General features: G+C 37.5%; 15 protein-coding genes, 3 tRNA genes and 1 other annotated feature. Of the genes, 7 read left to right on the top strand and 11 right to left on the bottom strand.

The window, feature by feature from the left end; translation table 11 throughout:
- Entirely contained in the window at positions 1–570 is a 570-nt protein-coding gene (gene pth / locus ACEE75_RS00490) for an aminoacyl-tRNA hydrolase (RefSeq protein ID WP_447575394.1), read from the bottom strand.
- Positions 571–650: 80 nt separating this feature from the next.
- Positions 651–1,766 (bottom strand): redox-regulated ATPase YchF, encoded by a 1,116-nt coding sequence (gene ychF, locus ACEE75_RS00485; RefSeq protein WP_447575393.1) that lies wholly within the window; start codon positions 1,764–1,766, stop codon positions 651–653.
- 191 nt (positions 1,767–1,957) lie between these two features.
- On the opposite strand from ychF, the gene ACEE75_RS00480 reads away from it, so the two are divergent.
- Positions 1,958–2,911, top strand: a complete 954-nt coding sequence (locus ACEE75_RS00480) for a DDE-type integrase/transposase/recombinase (RefSeq protein WP_449173554.1) — start codon at positions 1,958–1,960, stop codon at positions 2,909–2,911.
- A gap of 246 nt (positions 2,912–3,157) precedes the next feature.
- Here ACEE75_RS00480 and ACEE75_RS00475 read toward each other — a convergent pair whose 3' ends face one another.
- The 5 genes from ACEE75_RS00475 to ACEE75_RS00455 form a co-directional block, all read right to left on the bottom strand.
- Entirely contained in the window at positions 3,158–3,361 is a 204-nt protein-coding gene (locus ACEE75_RS00475) for a DUF951 domain-containing protein (RefSeq protein ID WP_276761399.1), read from the bottom strand.
- A 136-nt stretch (positions 3,362–3,497) separates the two neighbouring features.
- On the bottom strand, positions 3,498–4,634 hold the full coding sequence (dnaN, locus tag ACEE75_RS00470; protein ID WP_276761396.1) for a DNA polymerase III subunit beta: 1,137 nt from the start codon (positions 4,632–4,634) through the stop codon (positions 3,498–3,500).
- A gap of 141 nt (positions 4,635–4,775) precedes the next feature.
- On the bottom strand, positions 4,776–6,128 hold the full coding sequence (dnaA, locus tag ACEE75_RS00465; protein WP_276761393.1) for a chromosomal replication initiator protein DnaA: 1,353 nt from the start codon (positions 6,126–6,128) through the stop codon (positions 4,776–4,778).
- 199 nt (positions 6,129–6,327) lie between these two features.
- Positions 6,328–7,092: a ParB/RepB/Spo0J family partition protein gene (locus tag ACEE75_RS00460; protein WP_276761391.1), complete on the bottom strand. Its 765-nt coding sequence runs from the start codon at positions 7,090–7,092 to the stop codon at positions 6,328–6,330.
- Positions 7,093–7,234: 142 nt separating this feature from the next.
- Positions 7,235–8,467 carry a S1C family serine protease gene (locus ACEE75_RS00455; protein WP_276761388.1) on the bottom strand — a complete coding sequence of 411 codons (1,233 nt, stop codon included), beginning with the start codon at positions 8,465–8,467 and terminating at the stop codon, positions 7,235–7,237.
- A gap of 204 nt (positions 8,468–8,671) precedes the next feature.
- Here ACEE75_RS00455 and rlmH point away from each other — a divergent pair, with 204 nt between their 5' ends.
- Entirely contained in the window at positions 8,672–9,151 is a 480-nt protein-coding gene (gene rlmH / locus ACEE75_RS00450; protein ID WP_276761386.1) for a 23S rRNA (pseudouridine(1915)-N(3))-methyltransferase RlmH, read from the top strand.
- 52 nt (positions 9,152–9,203) lie between these two features.
- Positions 9,204–9,854: a YoaK family protein gene (locus tag ACEE75_RS00445; RefSeq protein WP_449173553.1), complete on the top strand. Its 651-nt coding sequence runs from the start codon at positions 9,204–9,206 to the stop codon at positions 9,852–9,854.
- A gap of 11 nt (positions 9,855–9,865) precedes the next feature.
- On the opposite strand, the gene ACEE75_RS00440 is transcribed toward ACEE75_RS00445, so the two are convergent.
- A tRNA-Arg gene (locus tag ACEE75_RS00440) sits at positions 9,866–9,939 on the bottom strand.
- A gap of 307 nt (positions 9,940–10,246) precedes the next feature.
- Between ACEE75_RS00440 and ACEE75_RS00435 the strand changes: the two genes are divergently transcribed.
- Both ACEE75_RS00435 and ACEE75_RS00430 read left to right on the top strand, forming a co-directional pair.
- Positions 10,247–10,318: transfer RNA gene (locus ACEE75_RS00435), tRNA-Glu, on the top strand.
- 5 nt (positions 10,319–10,323) lie between these two features.
- A tRNA-Asn gene (locus ACEE75_RS00430) sits at positions 10,324–10,397 on the top strand.
- A 142-nt stretch (positions 10,398–10,539) separates the two neighbouring features.
- Here ACEE75_RS00430 and ACEE75_RS00425 read toward each other — a convergent pair.
- The 3 genes from ACEE75_RS00425 to ACEE75_RS00415 form a co-directional block, all read right to left on the bottom strand.
- Complete coding sequence (locus tag ACEE75_RS00425) at positions 10,540–13,107, bottom strand: YfhO family protein (protein WP_276761382.1); 2,568 nt, start codon at positions 13,105–13,107, stop codon at positions 10,540–10,542.
- 50 nt (positions 13,108–13,157) lie between these two features.
- Positions 13,158–14,777 carry an ATP-binding cassette domain-containing protein gene (locus ACEE75_RS00420; RefSeq protein WP_276761379.1) on the bottom strand — a complete coding sequence of 540 codons (1,620 nt, stop codon included), beginning with the start codon at positions 14,775–14,777 and terminating at the stop codon, positions 13,158–13,160.
- A gap of 73 nt (positions 14,778–14,850) precedes the next feature.
- Positions 14,851–15,720 carry a YitT family protein gene (locus ACEE75_RS00415; RefSeq protein ID WP_276761376.1) on the bottom strand — a complete coding sequence of 290 codons (870 nt, stop codon included), beginning with the start codon at positions 15,718–15,720 and terminating at the stop codon, positions 14,851–14,853.
- 114 nt (positions 15,721–15,834) lie between these two features.
- Positions 15,835–16,060: a binding site (T-box leader), on the top strand.
- A gap of 49 nt (positions 16,061–16,109) precedes the next feature.
- On the opposite strand from ACEE75_RS00415, the gene trpS reads away from it, so the two are divergent.
- Complete coding sequence (trpS, locus tag ACEE75_RS00410; RefSeq protein ID WP_276761373.1) at positions 16,110–17,132, top strand: tryptophan--tRNA ligase; 1,023 nt, start codon at positions 16,110–16,112, stop codon at positions 17,130–17,132.
- A 114-nt stretch (positions 17,133–17,246) separates the two neighbouring features.
- Entirely contained in the window at positions 17,247–18,728 is a 1,482-nt protein-coding gene (guaB, locus tag ACEE75_RS00405) for an IMP dehydrogenase (RefSeq protein ID WP_276761371.1), read from the top strand.
- Positions 18,729–18,778: the final 50 nt, after the last annotated feature.

Here is an 18,778-nt window from a genome sequence, read left to right as displayed (position 1 = left end):
CTACCCATTATACTTCTGCATTGTTGCCGCAAAATCACCTGTTGACAGATAAAAATCAAGGGCCGATTCTACTCGATCCAAAGTCGCCAAAACACTAGCATAATCCTCTTGGTCAAAAGTGCTTAAGACATGACTAACCACTGATTGCCCTGATTTTGGACGTCCAATACCAATTTTAATACGATCAAATTCTTGGGTCCCAAGATGTTTAATAATAGACTTGATGCCATTATGTCCACCTGCTGAACCTTTTTGACGAAAGCGAATTTTACCAACAGCCATATCCAGATCATCATAGATGATAATCATATCTTCAATGGCAATATTAAAATAACTTGATAAAGCTTTCACTGCAATACCACTTTCATTCATAAAAGTAACTGGTTTCACTAGGTAAATCTTCTCACCGTTTAAAAAACCACTCGCAACCTCTGCTTTAAAAATTTTATCTAAGCTAAAAGACAAGTTTAAAGTTTTAGCAACTTGATCTACCAGCATAAAGCCAACATTGTGTTTAGTTTCATGATATTTAGCACCTGGGTTTCCCAGACCAACAATCAATTTGACCATTCTTCTCCTCTTTCTATATTGTATCTATTTTTAACTCTAGACCAAAAAGGCTGGAAAATACTTTCCAACCAATTTTCATCTTACACATTAAAGCGGAATTCCATGATGTCTCCATCCTGAACAACGTATTCCTTTCCTTCTTCACGAAGTCGTCCAGCTTCTTTAACCGCTTTTTCACTGCCATACTTGATTAAATCATCATAAGACATCGTTACCGCACGAATAAAGCCACGCTCAAAATCAGAGTGAATAATACCAGCTGCTTGTGGTGCTTTGATACCGCGTTTAAAGGTCCAAGCACGGACTTCTTTTTCTCCTGCTGTAAAGTAGGTACCGAGTCCAAGGAGATGATAGGCTGCACGTGTCAATTTATCTACGCCAGATTCTACTAAACCGATTGCTTCTAGAAATTCTTGTTTATCTTCCTCATCTAACTCTGAAATTTCTTCTTCAGCACGCGCAGAAATGACCACCACTTCTGCATTTTCTGTCGCTGCAAAGTCACGAATTTGTTGAACATAGTCGATATCATCTGGCGAAGCTACTTTATCTTCATCGACGTTTGCGACATAGAGGACTGGTTTAGTCGTCAAGAGGAAAAGCCCCTTTACAACTTTTTCTTCTTCTGGAGTGAAGTCAATTGTTCGTGCTGACTTCCCATCTTCAAGAACTGGCTTAATTTTTTGAAGAACATTAAACTCTTCAACAGATTCCTTATCTTTTTGTGTACGAGCCATTTTTTCTACACGCGCATAGCGTTTATTGACAGAATCAAGATCAGCCAAAATCAACTCAAGATTGATGGTATCAATATCTGCCAAAGGATCTACAAAAGCATCCTCACGACCTTGCTCCCGCATGACATTCTCATCGTCAAAAGCACGAACTACATGGACAATCGCATCAACCTCGCGGATATTGGCCAAAAATTTGTTTCCAAGTCCCTCACCTTTTGAAGCACCTTTTACGATACCAGCAATATCAGTAAATTCAAAAGTCGTTGGCACTGTCTTTTTAGGAGTGATGAGTTCTGTCAATTTCTGCAAACGCTCATCGGGCACTTCTACCATACCGACGTTTGGATCAATAGTCGCAAAAGGGTAGTTGGCAGCTTCTGCACCTGCCTTTGTAATTGCATTAAATAGGGTTGACTTACCAACGTTTGGTAAACCTACGATTCCTGCTGTTAAAGCCATATTTTCTTACTCTCCAATTAAAAATTCAATCATGACTATTATAGCAGAAAAGTAGATAAAAATCCTGCCAAATGACAGGACTCAGAAAATTATTTTTGTAGCGTTACAATAGATGTGAGACTTCTAGGAGTCAAAAAGAAGATTCCCTGATATGATAAGAGTACCACCACTCACCAAAAAGGAATCTTCTCATGACTAGTATATCACAAAATCTTCGCTATTTACCACATACTCTAGAAACACGTTACCACGCGGTTAAAACCTACCAAAATGGTGCCTCTGTCGCCTTCATCTGTCGACGATACAAAGTTTCAAAAGCCTCTCTCATGCGCTGGAATAAGCGATTCGATGGCACAAAAGAATCGCTGAAAGACCGTTCTCATCGCCCTCTAACACCGCATCCAAAGGCTCATACCCAGCAAGAGCTAACATGGATTAAAAACTGCATCAAAAGAAATCCAAACGCAACCCTCATCGAAATCTTCTACAAACTCAAAACCAACAAGGGATATCATAGGCACCCTTGCTCACTCTTTCGAATCTTGAGAAAGCTGGACTTCTTCAAATCCCCTAAAACAAAGCAAAAACCTTATGTACCGAAACCATATGATACTCCGACTAAACTCGGTATCAAGTGGCAGATGGATGTCAAATACGTACCAACTCACTGCTACACAGGTAAACTTCCTGACAAGTTCTACCAATATACCGTCATTGATGAAGCCAGTCGTGAACGCTTTATATTCCCTTTCAAAGAGCAGTCGTCCTACTCAACGGTTCAATTTCTCAAAATGGCGATCAAACACTTTGGGTACAAACCCAAAATCCTCCAAACGGATAATGGCTTTGAGTTCACTCATTTCAAAGAGACCAAACACGTTCACCCACTTGACTTACTTTGTCAGGAACTTGGTATTGAGCACAAGCTGATTCGTCCTCGAACACCAAGGCATAATGGAAAGGTGGAGCGCAGTCATCGAAATGACAATCGACGTTTCTACCAGCACTTGACCTTCTATTCCTATGACGATCTCATCAAGCAGATGAAAACCTATCTTTACCGATCCAATCGACTCCCTATGCAGACTTTAGGCTGGAAATCTCCTATCGATATCAGAAAAGCTTTACTAGGAGCTAGCTCCTAGTAAAGCTTAACAAATGGATAACTTCAAAATAACATTTTTGGTCTCACATCATTGACAAAGGTACAAATGACAGGACTCAGAAAATTATTTTATCCCCATGGTAAAATCCAAACTCTAAGAAGCTAAATGATCATACAGAGGTTAAACAGAAAGATTTCTCTATTTTCAACTGGTTGCCTGTACGCTTCGTTCAAGTATTCAAAAGCACGATTTTGTCGGGCTAGCGGATTTATTGACCGTCTACAACTAGACTTCGCTTGGCAGAACCTTCTTCATCTTCCTCTCAAAATCATGCCGGCTCATCATCACCACATGGTCACAGTTGGTACAACGGATTTTGATATCCGCTCCTAGACGGATAACCTCCCATTTATTAGCCTTCTTACCAGTTGATTTGATCACACAGGCATGAGGCTTTTTCATTTCAACAAAGGATCCAACTTGGTACATACTCCACTCCTTATCTCTTTTCTGTCATTATATCAAAAAAATACCCAGGCAGAAAGCTGGGTATGTATTTAGGAGATTTATGAAAAAGAAAAGTTTTAGGATGCTCATAGTATAAAGCACGAGACTTAAACTTATCTTAATTTGTACGAACTGGTGTAATCAATTGAATAAAGTTTTCGCTATCGTCTCCTGGCGTTAAGGTAAAGGGACGAACTGGTGAAACAAATTGGACACGGACCGTATCACTCTTTAAAGCCTTGAGAGCTTCGATCAAATAAGTTGGATTAAAACTAATAAAGAGATCTTCTCCAACAAGATGCTCGGTATCAATTTCTTCGTTTACCTTTCCAACTTCTGGTGAGTTAACATGGGCGCTAACAAGCCCTGAGTTAATCTCTAACTTGACTGTACCATTTTGAGTCGCATTTGAAATTAAGTAAGCGCGTTCCATCGCTTGACGAAGAGCTTGAGTTTTAAAGATAACCTCTGTTTCAAATTGATTCATCAAAAGACGATCAGTATCTGGATAATTACCTTCAAGAAGACGAGTGTAAAAACTAATATTTTCACTTCTAAACAACATTTGATTATTTGATAAAAATACCTCGACACTTTCAATATCATCCGTAAAAACAGCAGAAAATTCACGAAGGGATTTGCTTGGAATGACAACATCAAAATCATCTGTCATTTTATCTAAAGTCAATTTGCGCTGGCTCATACGATGCGAGTCTGTTGCAACTGCTTTAAATTCTTTATTTTGGCTTAAGACAAGATGAACCCCTGTCAAAATAGGACGACTTTCTTGGGTACTAGCAGCAAAAGCCGTTTCTGAAATTAAACTTTTTAATAATTTTGTTTCTAAAACCAAAGGTTTGGAAGCAGCAACTTCTTGAATACGAGGATAATGTTCAACATCTTTTCCTTTTAGAGTAATTTCTGATTTACCACTTGTTAAAACAATTTGTTGTTGTTCTATTTCTTTAAAATCAATATTAACATCTGGCAAACTTGAAACAATGTTAATGAAAAAACTTGCCTCTAATAAGATACTTCCGACAGAGGTGATTAATAGGCCTGCATTTTGATTAGAGGTAGAAATAAAGTTTTCAATAGAAATTTGTCCATTTGATCCTGTTAAGGTAATCCCATTAGGGTTTACTTCAATTTTGATTGTAGATAAGATAGGAATTGCATTTTTGCTACTAATGGCACGTTTGGTCGCATTTAAGGCTTGAAGAAATAGATTTTTATTGATAGAAAATTGAATCATGTGGAAATCCTTTATAAATTAGTATAATAATAGTAGTAATAGTAGGTCTTGTGGAAACTGTGGAAAAATAAGAAAAGGAAAGGCCACTTCTAGCTTAGAAGTTGTGCACAGGTTGTGGATAAGTGTGAATAACTGTCCACATCAGAGAATTTTATTTTGCAAATTTTCAATTTCTAAACGCAGACCATCATCTTTTTCAATCATGTTTTTGATTTTATTATAAGCATGAAGAACTGTAGAATGGTCTCTTCCTCCGAAAGCTTTACCGATCTTGGGAAGGCTACTATCTGTTAGTTCTCGAGCTAAAAACATAGCTACTTGTCTAGCTAAAACGATATCTTGATTTCGCTTAGTTGCTTTGATTTCACGGACGGTAACGCTATAAAATTTTCCGACTTCTTCTTGAATAGTTTCGATAGATATGGAGCTGGTCTGAGCTCGATCATTTTTTCGAGCTCGAATCGCTTCTGAAACGGTATCAATGGAGATTAGATCCAACTGTTTCACATTTGCAACTAAATTAATATCTTTGAGCGCGCCTTCCAATTCTCGGACATTGGAGTGAAATTGTGTCGCTAAATATTTAATCGTCTCAATTGGGAATTCGTAAGGGTATTCTTTAACTTTATCAATTAAAATGGCAACCCTTGTTTCAAAATCTGGAGGGGTAATATCAATAGTTAACCCCCAACTAAAGCGCGTGATGATACGATCTTGTAAGTCTTTTAGTTCATCAGGTGTACGATCACTGGTTAGAACAATCTGCTTGTTGGCTTTATGTAGAGCATCAAAAGTATGGAAGAATTCCTCTTGGGTTCCTGAGAGATTGCGCCTTGCCAGGAATTGGATATCATCGATGAGTAAAAGGTCTAATGTTCGAAATTTTTCTTGGAAGCCTTTTCCCTCATTTTGTCGCATATGTCTTGTGAATTCATTCAAAAAGTCCTCAGCAGTGATGTATTTTAAGCGTGTGTTGGGATTATTTTCTAAGATCGTGTTCCCAATAGCATTTAGTAGATGGGTTTTTCCTAACCCAGGTCCACCATAGATAAATAGTGGATTGTAGGTTCCACCTGGATCTTGTGCGACTGCGATGGAGGCACTTAAAGCCCATTCATTTCCTTTTCCTCGAATAAAATTATCAAAAGTGTATTGGCTTTTGAGATTAGATTCGACATCAGCTACGGCTGGTTTAGCAAGATTTGCAGAGGGAGGCACCTCATCTTTTTTTGTTTCTGGAAGTTCATTTTTTAGGACATAGTGGTCAGTGATTTTTAAATCGAAAACTTCAAAACCAGCCGTTAATATAATGTCACTTAGATTTTTTTCAAGGAAGAGCCTCCTATCACTATCTGGAATGACAATAATGGCTATTTGATCTTCAATACTATGAAGATTAATATCTGTTAAATAGTACTCAAAAGCACCACGTGTTAATCTGCTTTCGGCTAATTCAAGAACCCTATTCCAAAAAATGCGTTCATTTTCTGTCATAGTAAACTCCTGTGAAGAATTGTTGATAACTTATTGTATCATAAAGCTAGATAGTTTTCCACAAGTATTTCAATAAAATCCACAGTGTTTAAAAAAGTTATCCACAAGATGTGGATAACGTAAAAACCTTGCTATTGCAGTAAACTTTTGAACGAATACCTGTGTATAAGTCTGTCTTTTGTTTTTTCTTACGCACAAGTTATTTTAACTTGTTAATAATTCTGTTGAATTCTTCTAAGTTATGGTAGGCTAATATAATTTTCCCCTTCTGATTGCTTTGTGCTTTAATCTGTACGGTTAGTCCAAGTTCTTTTTTTAATTCTTCTTCCCAGTGATTGAGATGTGGGTCAGTATTTTGATTTTTGGGAGTAGCATTTTTTTGTTTTTTTAGCTGTTTTTCTAATTCTCTGACACTCCACCCTTGTTTTTGGATTTGTTCAAATAGCTCAGCCTGTTGTTTAGGGTCAAGTTTAATGAGAAGACGTGCATGTCCAGGGCTAATGCTTTTATTTTCCAATGCCTTTTGGATAGCTGGGGGGAGCTTCATTAAACGAAGGCTATTTGAAATATAAGGACGCGATTTGCCCATCTGTTTGGCAATGTCGTCATGTGATAAACCTGAATTTTTTAGTTGCAGATATGCCTTAGCTTCTTCAATCGGATTCAAGTTAGATCGTTGCAAATTTTCCACAATAGCCTGTCGCTGACTTTCTTGGTCTGTAATATTTTTGACGACGGCTGGGATGTGAGTTAAGCCGGCTAATGCAGAAGCTCGTAATCGACGTTCTCCAGCAATTAATTCAAATCCATAAATTTCAGATTTTCTAACAATTATTGGCTGGATAATACCATTTTCTTTGATTGAGTCAGCAAGTTCCTCAAGCTCAATAGCATCAAAGTCTCTTCTTGGTTGATAGGGATTTGGGAGAATATCTGTTATCAGAATAGACTGAAATTCTTCCATGTTTAAGTTCTCCTTATAGTCATTTATATCCGCAAAAATAGAGTGGTTTAGCCTATTGTTTAAATAAGGTAAACCACTCCAGGTCCATATAGTCTGTGCTTGTTAGGCAATAGACTATTGTTAAAATGTATCGGTCTAATGATTAGTTACTGCTGTTGGTTGTTTGTAGATCTTTTGTTGATTTTTCCAGTTGAATTTTGGTTGTCTTTTTCTCCTGTCCTCTATAGTAGGTAATCTCTAGTCCATCACCAATATTATGCTTATATAGAATACTTTGAAGATCACTTATACTAGTGACTTCTTCCCCGTCAATAGAAACAATAACATCATTTGCTTCTAATTTCCCACTAGCAGGCATATTGTCTTGAGTATTAACCACTACAACACCAGTAGTAATCTCTCCTGGAAGAGATAATTTTTCAAGATAAGTTGTTGATAGTTGACTGAGATCTAACATGGTAATTCCTAAAGCTGGACGCTCTACACTACCATTTTGCTCCAGTTGATTAATAATAGAGACGACATCGTTAGAAGGAATAGCAAAGCCCATCCCTTCTACAGAAACACTATCTGTTAGGGAACCGCTCGCCGAGATTTTACTAGAGTTTATCCCAATGACTTGTCCCTTAATATTGATGAGAGGGCCACCTGAATTACCAGGGTTGATAGCAGCATCTGTTTGAATGGCATTGGTTGAAATCGTTTCTCCGTCTTCATTTTGAGAAGTAACAGTACGGCTTAGACTAGAAACAATCCCTTCGGTAACAGAGTTGGCATACTCACTTCCTAGAGGACTACCAATGGCAATAGCTGGTTCTCCAACATTCAGTTTATCAGAGTCAGCAAACTCTGCAGTACTAGTGACCTTATCTGAGCTGATTTTGACAACTGCTAGATCTGAGTAGGTGTCAGCTCCGACTAATTGGCCCACTACCTTGCTACCGTCAGACAGCATGATTTCGATTTTTTCAGCTCCGCTAATAACATGGTTATTGGTTACAATATAGGCTTCATTGCCTGATTTTTTATAAATGACCCCAGATCCCTCGCTTGAAATATCTGCTTCTTGTTGATCACTATTAGATTTGGAGCTTTCCTGTCCAAAAATTTGACTGTATAGAGAGTCAAGTTCACTCATGTTGGTATTCGTTTGATAGCTAATTACTGAGACGACAGCATTCTGTACCTTTTTTACAGCTTCGGTTGTAGAGGTTTCAGTATTATAGGTCACCTTACTAGTTGTGACTTGATTAGCAAGACTACTAGATTGTGTACCATTTAAAATAGCTACCGCTAAGAATGCGCCACATCCACCAGCAGCAACTAAACTGAGTAAAAATTTTCCTTGTCCTTTTTTTAAGGGGTTCCATTTCATGAGATATCCTCCACTATTTTTTAGTAAGCATACGCCCTAAAACTTAAGGGAAACTTAAATTGTTCATAAAAAGTTATCCACAAGTTGTGGATAAGAAAGATTATCTCAAAAAAACAAAGAAATATCAAGGTTTATGAGAAATGATTCCAATTTTTTTTGTGGATAACCTGTTAAAGTTAATGTGGATATGTTACAATACATCGTATGAAAGTAAAACTTATTACAGTAGGACGTTTAAAAGAAAAATATTTAAAATTGGGAATAGCGGAGTATGCCAAACGTTTGAGCCGCTTCACAAAACTAGAGCAGATTGAGCTACCAGATGAAAAAATATCAGATACAGCTTCCGATGCAGAAAAGCAACAGATATTAAGTAAAGAGGGTACCCGTATTTTAGATAAAATTGGAGAACGAGATTATATTATTGTTTTAGCTATTGAAGGAAAAGAGCTCGATTCAAAAGAGTTGAGTCAAAAGTTGTTAGCTGCGACAGTTCAAGGGTATTCTACGTTAACTTTTATTATAGGGGGAAGTTTAGGATTGGATCAAAGAGTGAAGGATTGTGCTCATTTGCAAGTGAGCTTTGGGCGGATGACCCTTCCTCATCAATTGATGAAGTTAGTATTAATTGAACAAATTTATCGTTCCTTTATGATTCAACAGGGTAGCCCTTATCATAAGTAGTTGCAAATATTAAACAAAAGGAAATAGTATGAATTCGACTAGTAAGCATCGAATGTTTGAAGGGATAAGGGTTGCGACCCTAGTCACATTTATTAGCGGTTTTATTAATAGTTTCACTTTTGCAACGCAAGAAGGAAGATTTGCGGGAGTGCAAACGGGGAATTTAATTTATATGATGATTCGTTTAGCTGAAGGAAAGTACGCTGAAAGTTTTAGTTATATCTTACCTATTTTATTTTTTATTTTAGGACAATCTTTTGTGTATTTTGGAAGACGTTGGGCACAAAAAAAGGGATATCATTGGCATTTTTTAGGGAGTTTTTTTCTATTGATTTTGATGATATTGATTGCCTTTATCAGTCCTATTGTTTCTTCGAATGTTACTCTGGCAGGCTTGGCGTTTTTTGCCTCCATTCAGCTTGATACTTTTAAAAAAATTAGGGGAGTGGCTTATGCTAATGTTATGATGACAGGGAATATGAAAAATGTTGCCTGGATGTTAACAAAAGCCCTTGCAGAAAAAGACCATCAATTGTTAAAGAAATCATTATATACTGTCTGGATTTTGTTTAGTTTTATGATTGGTGTTTTTTTAGCCAAGGTGACTAGTGATTATTGGCAAGAGTATGCCCTGTATTTGGTTATTTTACCATTAGTGTTAATCAACTGGTTACTGGCAACAGAAAAACCCCATCAAAATTGATGAGGTTTTTTTGATTCCAGCAGGATTCGAACCTGCGACCGTTCGCTTAGAAGGCGAATGCTCTATCCAGCTGAGCTATGGAACCACTCTATTAACCTCTCTATTCTATCAAAAATAGTAAGTTGTTGTCAATAAAAAATTAAATAGAAAGAAAAAGCCACGATAAACGCATGAAGAAAATACGGTTTTTAGAAAACACATTTTCATATTTTATACAGTTTTTTAGCAAAAATTTATGCTATAATTAGTCTAAATTTGAGGAATTACTCATGACTAAATATAAAAACTATGAAAATAAATTGAAAAAATGCATGTGACAAGAAAATGCAAATAGGACTAGACAAAAGCAAATGTTATGGTATAATAGATTTTATATTAGAGGTTAAATCTCTGGTCCGTTGGTCAAGGGGTTAAGACACCGCCTTTTCACGGCGGTAACACGGGTTCGAATCCCGTACGGACTATAATTTCCGGCATAGCTCAGCTGGTAGTAGCGCATGACTGTTAATCATGATGTCGCAGGTTCGAGTCCTGCTGCCGGAGTGATAAGACATCAAACCTTGTGATCAAGGTTTTTTTCATGAGAATAACCGCTTATTCTTGCTACTAAAGAGGCTGTTATAAGACAAACTCGGACATCATTACTTAAAGATGATGTCCGAGTTTTTTTTCGCAATAAAAGGAGTTAAACTTTTCGTATTGGTCTATAAAAGTAAGTATAGCTTAAGTAAAGGCTAAGTCCAGCTAGTGAGCACAGTAGTCCGATATCCAAACCATCTGGAATAAAAATTAATGTTACCTCTCCTTTACCTTTAGTGATATCCACTGCCATAAATCCTTTTTGTGCTTTTCTAATAGGGATCTCCTTATTATTTTGATAGGCCTTCCACCCTTTGTCATAAGGAAGAGTTAAAAATAACGAGGTGTCTTTATTACTATCATACTTGATGACAACTTGATTGCCTTTTTCTTGTACTGAAACAGGTGCTGTAGATAGTTTTTCGATAGCTTCGGTATAATAGTCTAAATTTAAAGCATAGAAGTTTGGAGGATTAAAACTTACCTCCTTATTTCCTGAAAATTGGAAGGTGACAGCTAATGTTTGTGCTTCTTTGTTATAGCCAATATTAAAAAATGAGTAGGCATTGTCAGTGACCATATTAGTCGTTTTATGATTAATAGTGATTTGGACATTATTTTGATCATCATTTTCAAAAGTGATATTAGGCATGCTAACATATATTTGGCTATTTTGAGGTGTAGTAAGGAGATAGGTTATTTGGGTTTTTCCATTAACCTCCTTAACAGTTACTTTTTGTCCAAGTTGTGTATTTTGACTGATTGGTGAATAGGATAGACGTGTAAAATAATTGTAGTTTAGTCCCGTTAGATTATTAAGGAGATTGGTTTGATTATCTAAGGTATTAACAGTGAAATCGATATCTTTATATACGCTGTTGGTCAAGATGGCAAGCTGTGTTGAAAAACGATTTTCATAAAGACTCATCTCATCGACTGTTTTGACTTGCTCAAAGCCATATTTATCTGGATTTGCTTGAGATAGATTATACTTAATACCAAAGAGACTGTCAGCAATAAGCGTGTTATTTTGATAGCGTAAATTTAAATTAGTTCCATCTGATCGAAAACCTAAGCGATCTAGTTGGCTACTTGAGGCGCGATTACGAATAGACGAAAATTGAGAAATGCCATTATAAGCAAATTTCATACTATCATTTCCTGTTTGTGGTAAAAGTCGTTCCATCCTAAAGAAGGTTGATGTGTTTTTATTTGCAAAGTTGACAAGACTGTCAATGGCGGTGAGGTTTTTAGTATAGCCTTCTCTAGAGGGAAAGTTCCATTCAGTTGATAAACCTTTGACGTAATAGAAACTATTTAAACTGACTTCTAAAATCATGAAGAAAGAGAGAAATAATTTAAACCACTGACTGTCAATGTAATTTTTAATTAGACTAAATAAAATGATAAAGTAGGCCAATAGGAGGCTACCTGTTAGCATAAAGTTGACAGATGTTAGAAATGGATAGTGGTCTGAATAAAAGAAGGTAAGTCCAAATCCTATCGCTAAAAATAAAAAACTAGGGGTTATCAGTTTCAGTGTCCATTGACCTGTTCTTGACAAGGTTTCTGCGGACATGTAAATCAAAATAAAAGAGAAAACCCAAGCATAGCGGTGAAGGAACATATTTGGTGCGTGCATTCCTTGCCAAAAGAGATCAAGAGGCTCTAAGTAAAAGCTGGCAATAAGAATAATCAGTAATATTCCATAGGATAATTTGACAGACCATTTAATAGATGGAAGGAAAAAGAAAATCAGACTGAGAGTCAGTGGAAGAAGACCGACCGCTATCATAGGTAGAGCATGGAATTGAGTGGTATCGTAAGCACCAACCATATTTTTAGCAAAAATATCTAGCCACCAAGCATCTTCAGAAAGCCAGTTTGTAAAGGTATCAAAGGTTTCCCCGTGGGTTTTTAAATCAAGATAAGTAGGAAGTAGCATAACCATACTTGACAAGGTTGACAAGATGGAAACAATAGAGAAATCTAAGAATCTCTTGATACGATGTTTGAAATCCCAAGAGGACTGCACAAAGAAGCATAGGAGCAAAAATAGAGCTGTCATAAATCCAAAATAGTAATTTTGGATAAACAGTATGGTCAAAGCAGCGTAGTAAAGTAAGGTTCCTTCCTTGTTAATCAGACGATGTAATCCTAGTAGAATAAGCGGAATCAGAATAAAGACATCCAACCACTTGTTCAGTTCGAGCTGACTGGTTAAAAAGCTCATTAAAGCAAGGGACGTAGAGAGAACTAGAGTAAACGATCGTTCTAGTTTATTGTAAACTTTGTGTAAACTAAAGTAACTAGAGAGTCCAATGAGCCCAAATTTTAGAAGAGTAAAGAGATAAACAGCGTCAGGCATTGAGGATTTATCAAAAAAATAGGTCAAGGGAGAAAAGAAGCTCCCCAAATAATAACTCATGAGAGCATAAAAATTTAATCCTAGTCCACTTGTAAAACTGTAAAATAGACTATCTTTTCCATGTAAAATATCTCTAAGAGCAGTGTCAAAGATGACATATTGATGAAAACCATCACTAGCTAATATAGTTGTCTCACTTCCCCAGGTGATATCAAAAGATAAGAGGACTGCAAACATAATGAGGCTTGGAAAAAGAAAACTCATTAAATAGAAAATGATATTACGGTACTTTGTAAAAAAAGTCATGTGGTCTCCTTATGGTTATCAGTGTAAAAATAAAAAGCGTTGGACGCTTTTTATTTCCAAAGTTCCTGAACTTTCGCCTGAACTTCAGCATTTTCTAAGAATTCATCATAGGTTTCATCAATACGGTCAATCACGCCATTTTTTGAAATAACAATGATATGATTAGCTAGGGTTTGAATGAATTCATGGTCATGACTGGCAAAGATAATTGACTCTTTGAAGGCTTTTAGACCGTCGTTAAGACTTGAAATAGATTCCAAATCTAAGTGGTTGGTCGGATCATCAAGCACAAGTACATTTGATTTTAGAAGCATGAGTTTTGATAACATCACGCGCACTTTTTCTCCTCCTGACAAGACGTTGACAGACTTGTTAACCTCATCACCAGAAAAGAGCATACGACCCAAGAAGCCACGAAGGAAAGTGTTGTCGTCTTCTTCTTTACTTGCAAATTGACGCAGCCAGTCCAGAATAGACTCCCCGCTTGCAAAGTCTCGACTATTATCTTTAGGTAGGTATGATTGGCTAGTGGTGACGCCCCATTTGATGGTTCCTTCATATTCGATATCCCCCATAAGCGCACGAATAAGAGCTGTGGTTTGGATATCGTTTTGTCCAATAAGGGCAGTCTTGTCTCCTGGGCGTAGGATGAAGCTAATATTATCTAAGATGACTTCTCCATCGATAGTGACTTTTAGATTTTCAACAGTGAGGAGGTCATTTCCCATCTCGCGTTCTGCTTTAAAGTTAATAAAAGGATATTTACGGCTAGAAGGAATAATTTCTTCTAATTCAATTTTATCCAACATTTTTTTACGAGAAGTTGCTTGTTTAGATTTAGAAGCATTAGCAGAGAAACGTGCAACAAATTCTTGTAACTCTTTGATCTTTTCTTCTGCTTTTGCATTTCGGTCTGCTTGAAGTTTTGCTGCAAGCTCGCTAGATTGTTTCCAGAAATCATAGTTTCCGACAAAGATTTTAATTTTTCCAAAATCAAGGTCAGCCATATGGGTACAAACTTTGTTGAGGAAATGACGGTCGTGTGAAACAACGATAACGGTATTTTCAAAGTCGATTAAGAAATCTTCTAACCAATTGATAGACTGAATATCAAGACCGTTAGTAGGCTCATCAAGCAAGAGAACATCAGGTTTACCAAAAAGTGCTTTAGCTAAAAGGACTTTAACCTTATCTCCGTTTGTTAACTCACTCATATTTTGGTAGTGGAGATCTTCGGAGATGTTTAGATTTTGTAAAAGCTGCGCAGCTTCGCTTTCTGCCTCCCAGCCACCGAGTTCAGCAAAAATTCCTTCTAATTCAGCTGCACGAACACCATCTTCTTCAGAGAAATCAGGTTTCATGTAAATGTCGTCTTTTTCCTTCATGACTCTGTAAAGCTCATCATTTCCCATAATAACGACATCAATAGCACGTTCATCCTCATAGTCAAAGTGATTTTGACGTAAGACAGATAAGCGCTCGTTAGGTCCAAGTGAGACATGACCAGTTGTGGGTTCAATATCACCTGCTAAAATTTTAAGAAAAGTTGACTTCCCTGCACCGTTAGCACCAATAAGGCCATAGGTGTTTCCTGCTGTAAATTTGATGTTGACATCATCAAAAAGTTTACGGTCGCTAAAACGTAGCGATACGTCTGATACTGTAAGCAATGTGAATACCTCATTTATATATAGTCACTCTCATTTTACAGGAAAAAAGCCCCTTTTTCAAGCTATTGGGGTTTTACATAGGAGGGATAAGGTCATCTTCCTTGAGTTGGTGTTGTTTAGTGAGGCTAAATCCGCGTCCCATGACCTGTGTTGCAGGGACAACGATAATAAAAGCAGTCTCATCAAGTTTAAGAATTTCTTTTTGTAGTTTTGGAAATTCAAGACTAGAGATAGTTGTCATGAGCATGAGTCTCTCTTGTCCTGTATAGCCTCCTAAAATGGGAATTTCCGTTACGCCTCGATCAAGGTCGGTCGTAATATGGTTTTTGATTTTCTGGTGTTGTTGAGAGACAATCATGACATTTTTAGAAGATTGGAATCCAGAGGTAACAACATCAACCACATAACTAATTGTTAAAAGGGAGAGAATAGAATACAGAACAGTATCTATATCAAAGGCAACTAGACCGGTTGCAACCACCAAACCATCAACAATCGTCATCACCACTCCTAATGATAAGGGGCTATATTTATGGATGATTTGAGTAGGAATAGCTGTACCTCCTGTAGAGGAATTTCCTAAAAAAACCAGTCCCAATCCCACGCCTAATATAACTCCACCAAATAAGGCAGCAAGAAGGGGCTGATGCGTAAGAGTTGGTAACTTTTCTGTTAATTTAATGAAAATAGGGTAAATCCAAGCACCATAAAGTGTTTTTAATAAAGTAGTGCGTCCTAAAAAAATATAACAAAGGATCAGTAAGGGGATATTAGCTAGGAGTGCAAAATTACCAGGATTCCACCCAAATAGTTTATTCATACTAATGGCGAGCCCACCGATTCCACCTGATACAATATTGTTATCCATTAGCATAGTATTTAGTCCAGTAGCGGCTATTAGACAACCTATCGTGACAAGACTTAGATCTTTTAGTTTAGGCATATTGTTTCTCCTATCAAACATTTTTAACAAAACTATTATGAAGCATGAAGCTATTGCGGTCAAGTTAGAAATAAAATGGAGAGATATTTGACAAAAATCTGTAAATAGCGTAGAATGAATTTTAATCAGAAAAGTAGGTTTAATCAGCTTTCAGAGAGCTGGCGGTTGTTGTGAGCCAGTAGTTTGGTTGTTCTGAAATGGACTGGTAAAAAAGATGAAGAGAAACCATAATCTTCAGGTAGGCACCCCTTATCGTGCAATCCTTTTTTTGAGGAATAGAGATGGTAGTTGAGCTACTAACTGAGGTGGTACCGTGTTATCAAGAAATAACGCCCTCACACAATTTTTTGTGTGGGGATTTTTTGTGTTATAAATGAAAAGGAGAAAAAATGACGAAACCCACTATCTTAACAGGTGATCGACCAACAGGAAAGTTACACATTGGCCACTATGTTGGCTCTTTGAAAAACCGTGTTTTGCTACAAAATCAAGACAAATACGATATGTTTGTTTTTCTCGCTGACCAACAAGCCCTCACAGACTACGCTAAAACACCAGACAAGGTCATTGAGTCAATTGGTAATGTTGCACTTGATTATCTTGCGGCAGGTCTTGATCCAGATAAAGTGACTATTTTTATTCAAAGCCAGATTCCAGAGTTGGCAGAGCTAACGATGTATTATATGAATTTGGTATCTTTAGCGCGTCTAGAGCGCAACCCAACGGTTAAGACAGAAATTGCTCAAAAAGGTTTTGGTGAATCAATTCCCACAGGATTTTTAGTTTATCCCATTTCTCAAGCAGCAGATATTACAGCTTTTAAAGCAAATTTTGTGCCTGTAGGGACAGACCAAAAACCTATGATTGAGCAAACGCGTGAGATTGTGCGTAGTTTTAATCATACTTATCAAACAGATGTCTTAGTGGAGCCAGAAGGAATTTTTCCTGAAAATGAAGCCGCAGGTCGCTTACCTGGTTTGGATGGAAATGCTAAGATGTCTAAATCTTTGAATAATGGTATTTATCTTGCTGACGATGCGGATACAGTAAGAAAAAAAGTGATGAGCATGTACACTGACCCAGATCATATCAGAGTAGAAGATCCAGGTAAGATTGAGGGGAATATGGTCTTTCATTACTTAGATGTTTTTGGAAGAGTAGAAGACCAAGATGAGATCGCTGCTATGAAGGAGCACTATCAAAGAGGTGGTTTAGGTGATGTGAAAACCAAGCGTTATCTTTTAGAGATTATGGAACGTGAGTTAGCCCCTATTCGTGAACGCCGTTTAGAATTTGCTAAAGATATGGGCGAGGTTTACCGTATGCTTGAAAAAGGAAGTGAAGCAGCGCGTGAAGTTGCTGGTCAAACACTTTCAGAAGTTAAAGCTGCTATGGGGATTAACTATTTTTAAAATGATTTCTGAGCTGATATAGTAATAATGATTGACAAATCGTGTTAGAGTGTTATCATAGTAACAATAAAAAATAGGTGTTAAACGCCAAACTAAAGAAAAGAGGATTTTTTAATGTCAAATTGGGACACTAAATTTTTGAAAAAAGGTTACACCTTTGATGATGTATTACTTATTCCGGCTGAAAGTCATGTTCTTCCAAATGAAGTTGACATGTCAACAAAACTAGCTCCAAATTTGACACTGAATATTCCGATTATTACAGCAGCTATGGATACTGTTACAGACAGTAAGATGGCAATTGCCATTGCGCGTGCAGGTGGGCTTGGAGTTATCCATAAAAATATGTCCATTGCAGACCAAGCTGAAGAAGTTCGTAAAGTTAAGCGTTCAGAAAATGGTGTCATTATTGATCCATTCTTCTTAACGCCGAATAGTAAAGTATCTGAAGCTGAAGAATTGATGGAGCGTTACCGTATTAGTGGTGTTCCCATTGTTGAGACAATGGATAATCGTAAATTGGTAGGTATCATCACAAACCGTGACATGCGCTTTATCTCAGACTACAATAGTTTGATTTCAGAGCATATGACCAGTGAAAATCTAGTGACAGCACCTGTTGGGACAGATCTTGCGACAGCAGAGCGAATCTTGCACCAACACCGTATTGAAAAACTACCTTTAGTGGATGATAATGGTCGTCTTTCAGGTTTGATTACAATCAAAGATATTGAAAAAGTTATCGAATTTCCAAATGCGGCTAAAGATGAATTTGGTCGTCTCTTGGTGGCGGCTGCCGTAGGCGTGACATCTGACACATTTGATCGTGCAGAGGCCCTCTTTAATGCAGGTGCCGATGCTATTGTCATTGATACAGCACACGGTCACTCTGCGGGTGTTCTCCGTAAAATCGCTGAGATTCGTGCTACCTTCCCAGATAAAACTCTGATTGCTGGGAATATTGCAACTGCTGAGGGTGCTCGTGCCCTCTATGAAGCGGGTGTTGACGTGGTTAAAGTAGGGATTGGTCCTGGCTCAATTTGTACAACACGTGTCGTGGCTGGTGTCGGTGTTCCTCAAGTGACGGCTATCTATGATGCGGCAGCAGTTGCGCGTGAATATGGGAAAACGATCATTGCTGATGGTGGGATTAAATATTCAGGAGATATTGTTAAAGCTTTGGCAGCTGGTGGAAATGCCGTTATGTTAGGTTCAATGTTTGCTGGTACAGATGAAGCACCAGGTGAAACAGAGATTTTCCAAGGTCGTAAATACAAGTCTTATCGTGGAATGGGCTCTATTGCAGCTATGAAAAAAGGCTCAAGCGATCGTTATTTCCAAGGTGCGGTGAATGAAGCCAATAAACTTGTTCCAGAAGGTATTGAAGGGCGTGTTGCTTATAAAGGTGCGGTATCTGATATTGTCTTCCAGTTGATTGGAGGTATTCGCTCAGGTATGGGTTACACAGGTGCTGCTAATCTTTCTGCTCTTCATGAACATGCTCAGTTTGTTGAGATGAGTGGGGCAGGTCTGATTGAAAGTCATCCACATGATGTACAAATTACCAACGAAGCTCCAAACTATTCCTTACACTAAGAGAGAAACTGTTACAGAGAAAGATCTGTAACAGTTTTTTTTTGTAAACA

The sequence above is a fragment of the Streptococcus sp. 11273D007BT genome (assembly GCF_053547195.1).
The sequence above is the reverse complement of the archived record's forward strand: the minus strand, read 5'-3'. Positions and strand labels throughout refer to the sequence as shown.

What these genes read in the sequence shown, in the direction of transcription:
- dnaA (WP_276761393.1), bottom strand. Translation starts at nt 6,128, where the DNA reads ATGACAGAAAATGAACGCATTTTTTGGAATAGGGTTCTTGAATTAGCC.
- ACEE75_RS00480 (WP_449173554.1), top strand. Translation starts at nt 1,958, where the DNA reads ATGACTAGTATATCACAAAATCTTCGCTATTTACCACATACTCTAGAA.
- ACEE75_RS00425 (WP_276761382.1), bottom strand. Translation starts at nt 13,107, where the DNA reads ATGACTTTTTTTACAAAGTACCGTAATATCATTTTCTATTTAATGAGT.
- rlmH (WP_276761386.1), top strand. Translation starts at nt 8,672, where the DNA reads ATGAAAGTAAAACTTATTACAGTAGGACGTTTAAAAGAAAAATATTTA.
- ACEE75_RS00455 (WP_276761388.1), bottom strand. Translation starts at nt 8,467, where the DNA reads ATGAAATGGAACCCCTTAAAAAAAGGACAAGGAAAATTTTTACTCAGT.
- ychF (WP_447575393.1), bottom strand. Translation starts at nt 1,766, where the DNA reads ATGGCTTTAACAGCAGGAATCGTAGGTTTACCAAACGTTGGTAAGTCA.
- ACEE75_RS00475 (WP_276761399.1), bottom strand. Translation starts at nt 3,361, where the DNA reads ATGTACCAAGTTGGATCCTTTGTTGAAATGAAAAAGCCTCATGCCTGT.
- ACEE75_RS00445 (WP_449173553.1), top strand. Translation starts at nt 9,204, where the DNA reads ATGTTTGAAGGGATAAGGGTTGCGACCCTAGTCACATTTATTAGCGGT.
- ACEE75_RS00460 (WP_276761391.1), bottom strand. Translation starts at nt 7,092, where the DNA reads ATGGAAGAATTTCAGTCTATTCTGATAACAGATATTCTCCCAAATCCC.
- dnaN (WP_276761396.1), bottom strand. Translation starts at nt 4,634, where the DNA reads ATGATTCAATTTTCTATCAATAAAAATCTATTTCTTCAAGCCTTAAAT.
- pth (WP_447575394.1), bottom strand. Translation starts at nt 570, where the DNA reads ATGGTCAAATTGATTGTTGGTCTGGGAAACCCAGGTGCTAAATATCAT.
- ACEE75_RS00415 (WP_276761376.1), bottom strand. Translation starts at nt 15,720, where the DNA reads ATGCCTAAACTAAAAGATCTAAGTCTTGTCACGATAGGTTGTCTAATA.
- guaB (WP_276761371.1), top strand. Translation starts at nt 17,247, where the DNA reads ATGTCAAATTGGGACACTAAATTTTTGAAAAAAGGTTACACCTTTGAT.
- trpS (WP_276761373.1), top strand. Translation starts at nt 16,110, where the DNA reads ATGACGAAACCCACTATCTTAACAGGTGATCGACCAACAGGAAAGTTA.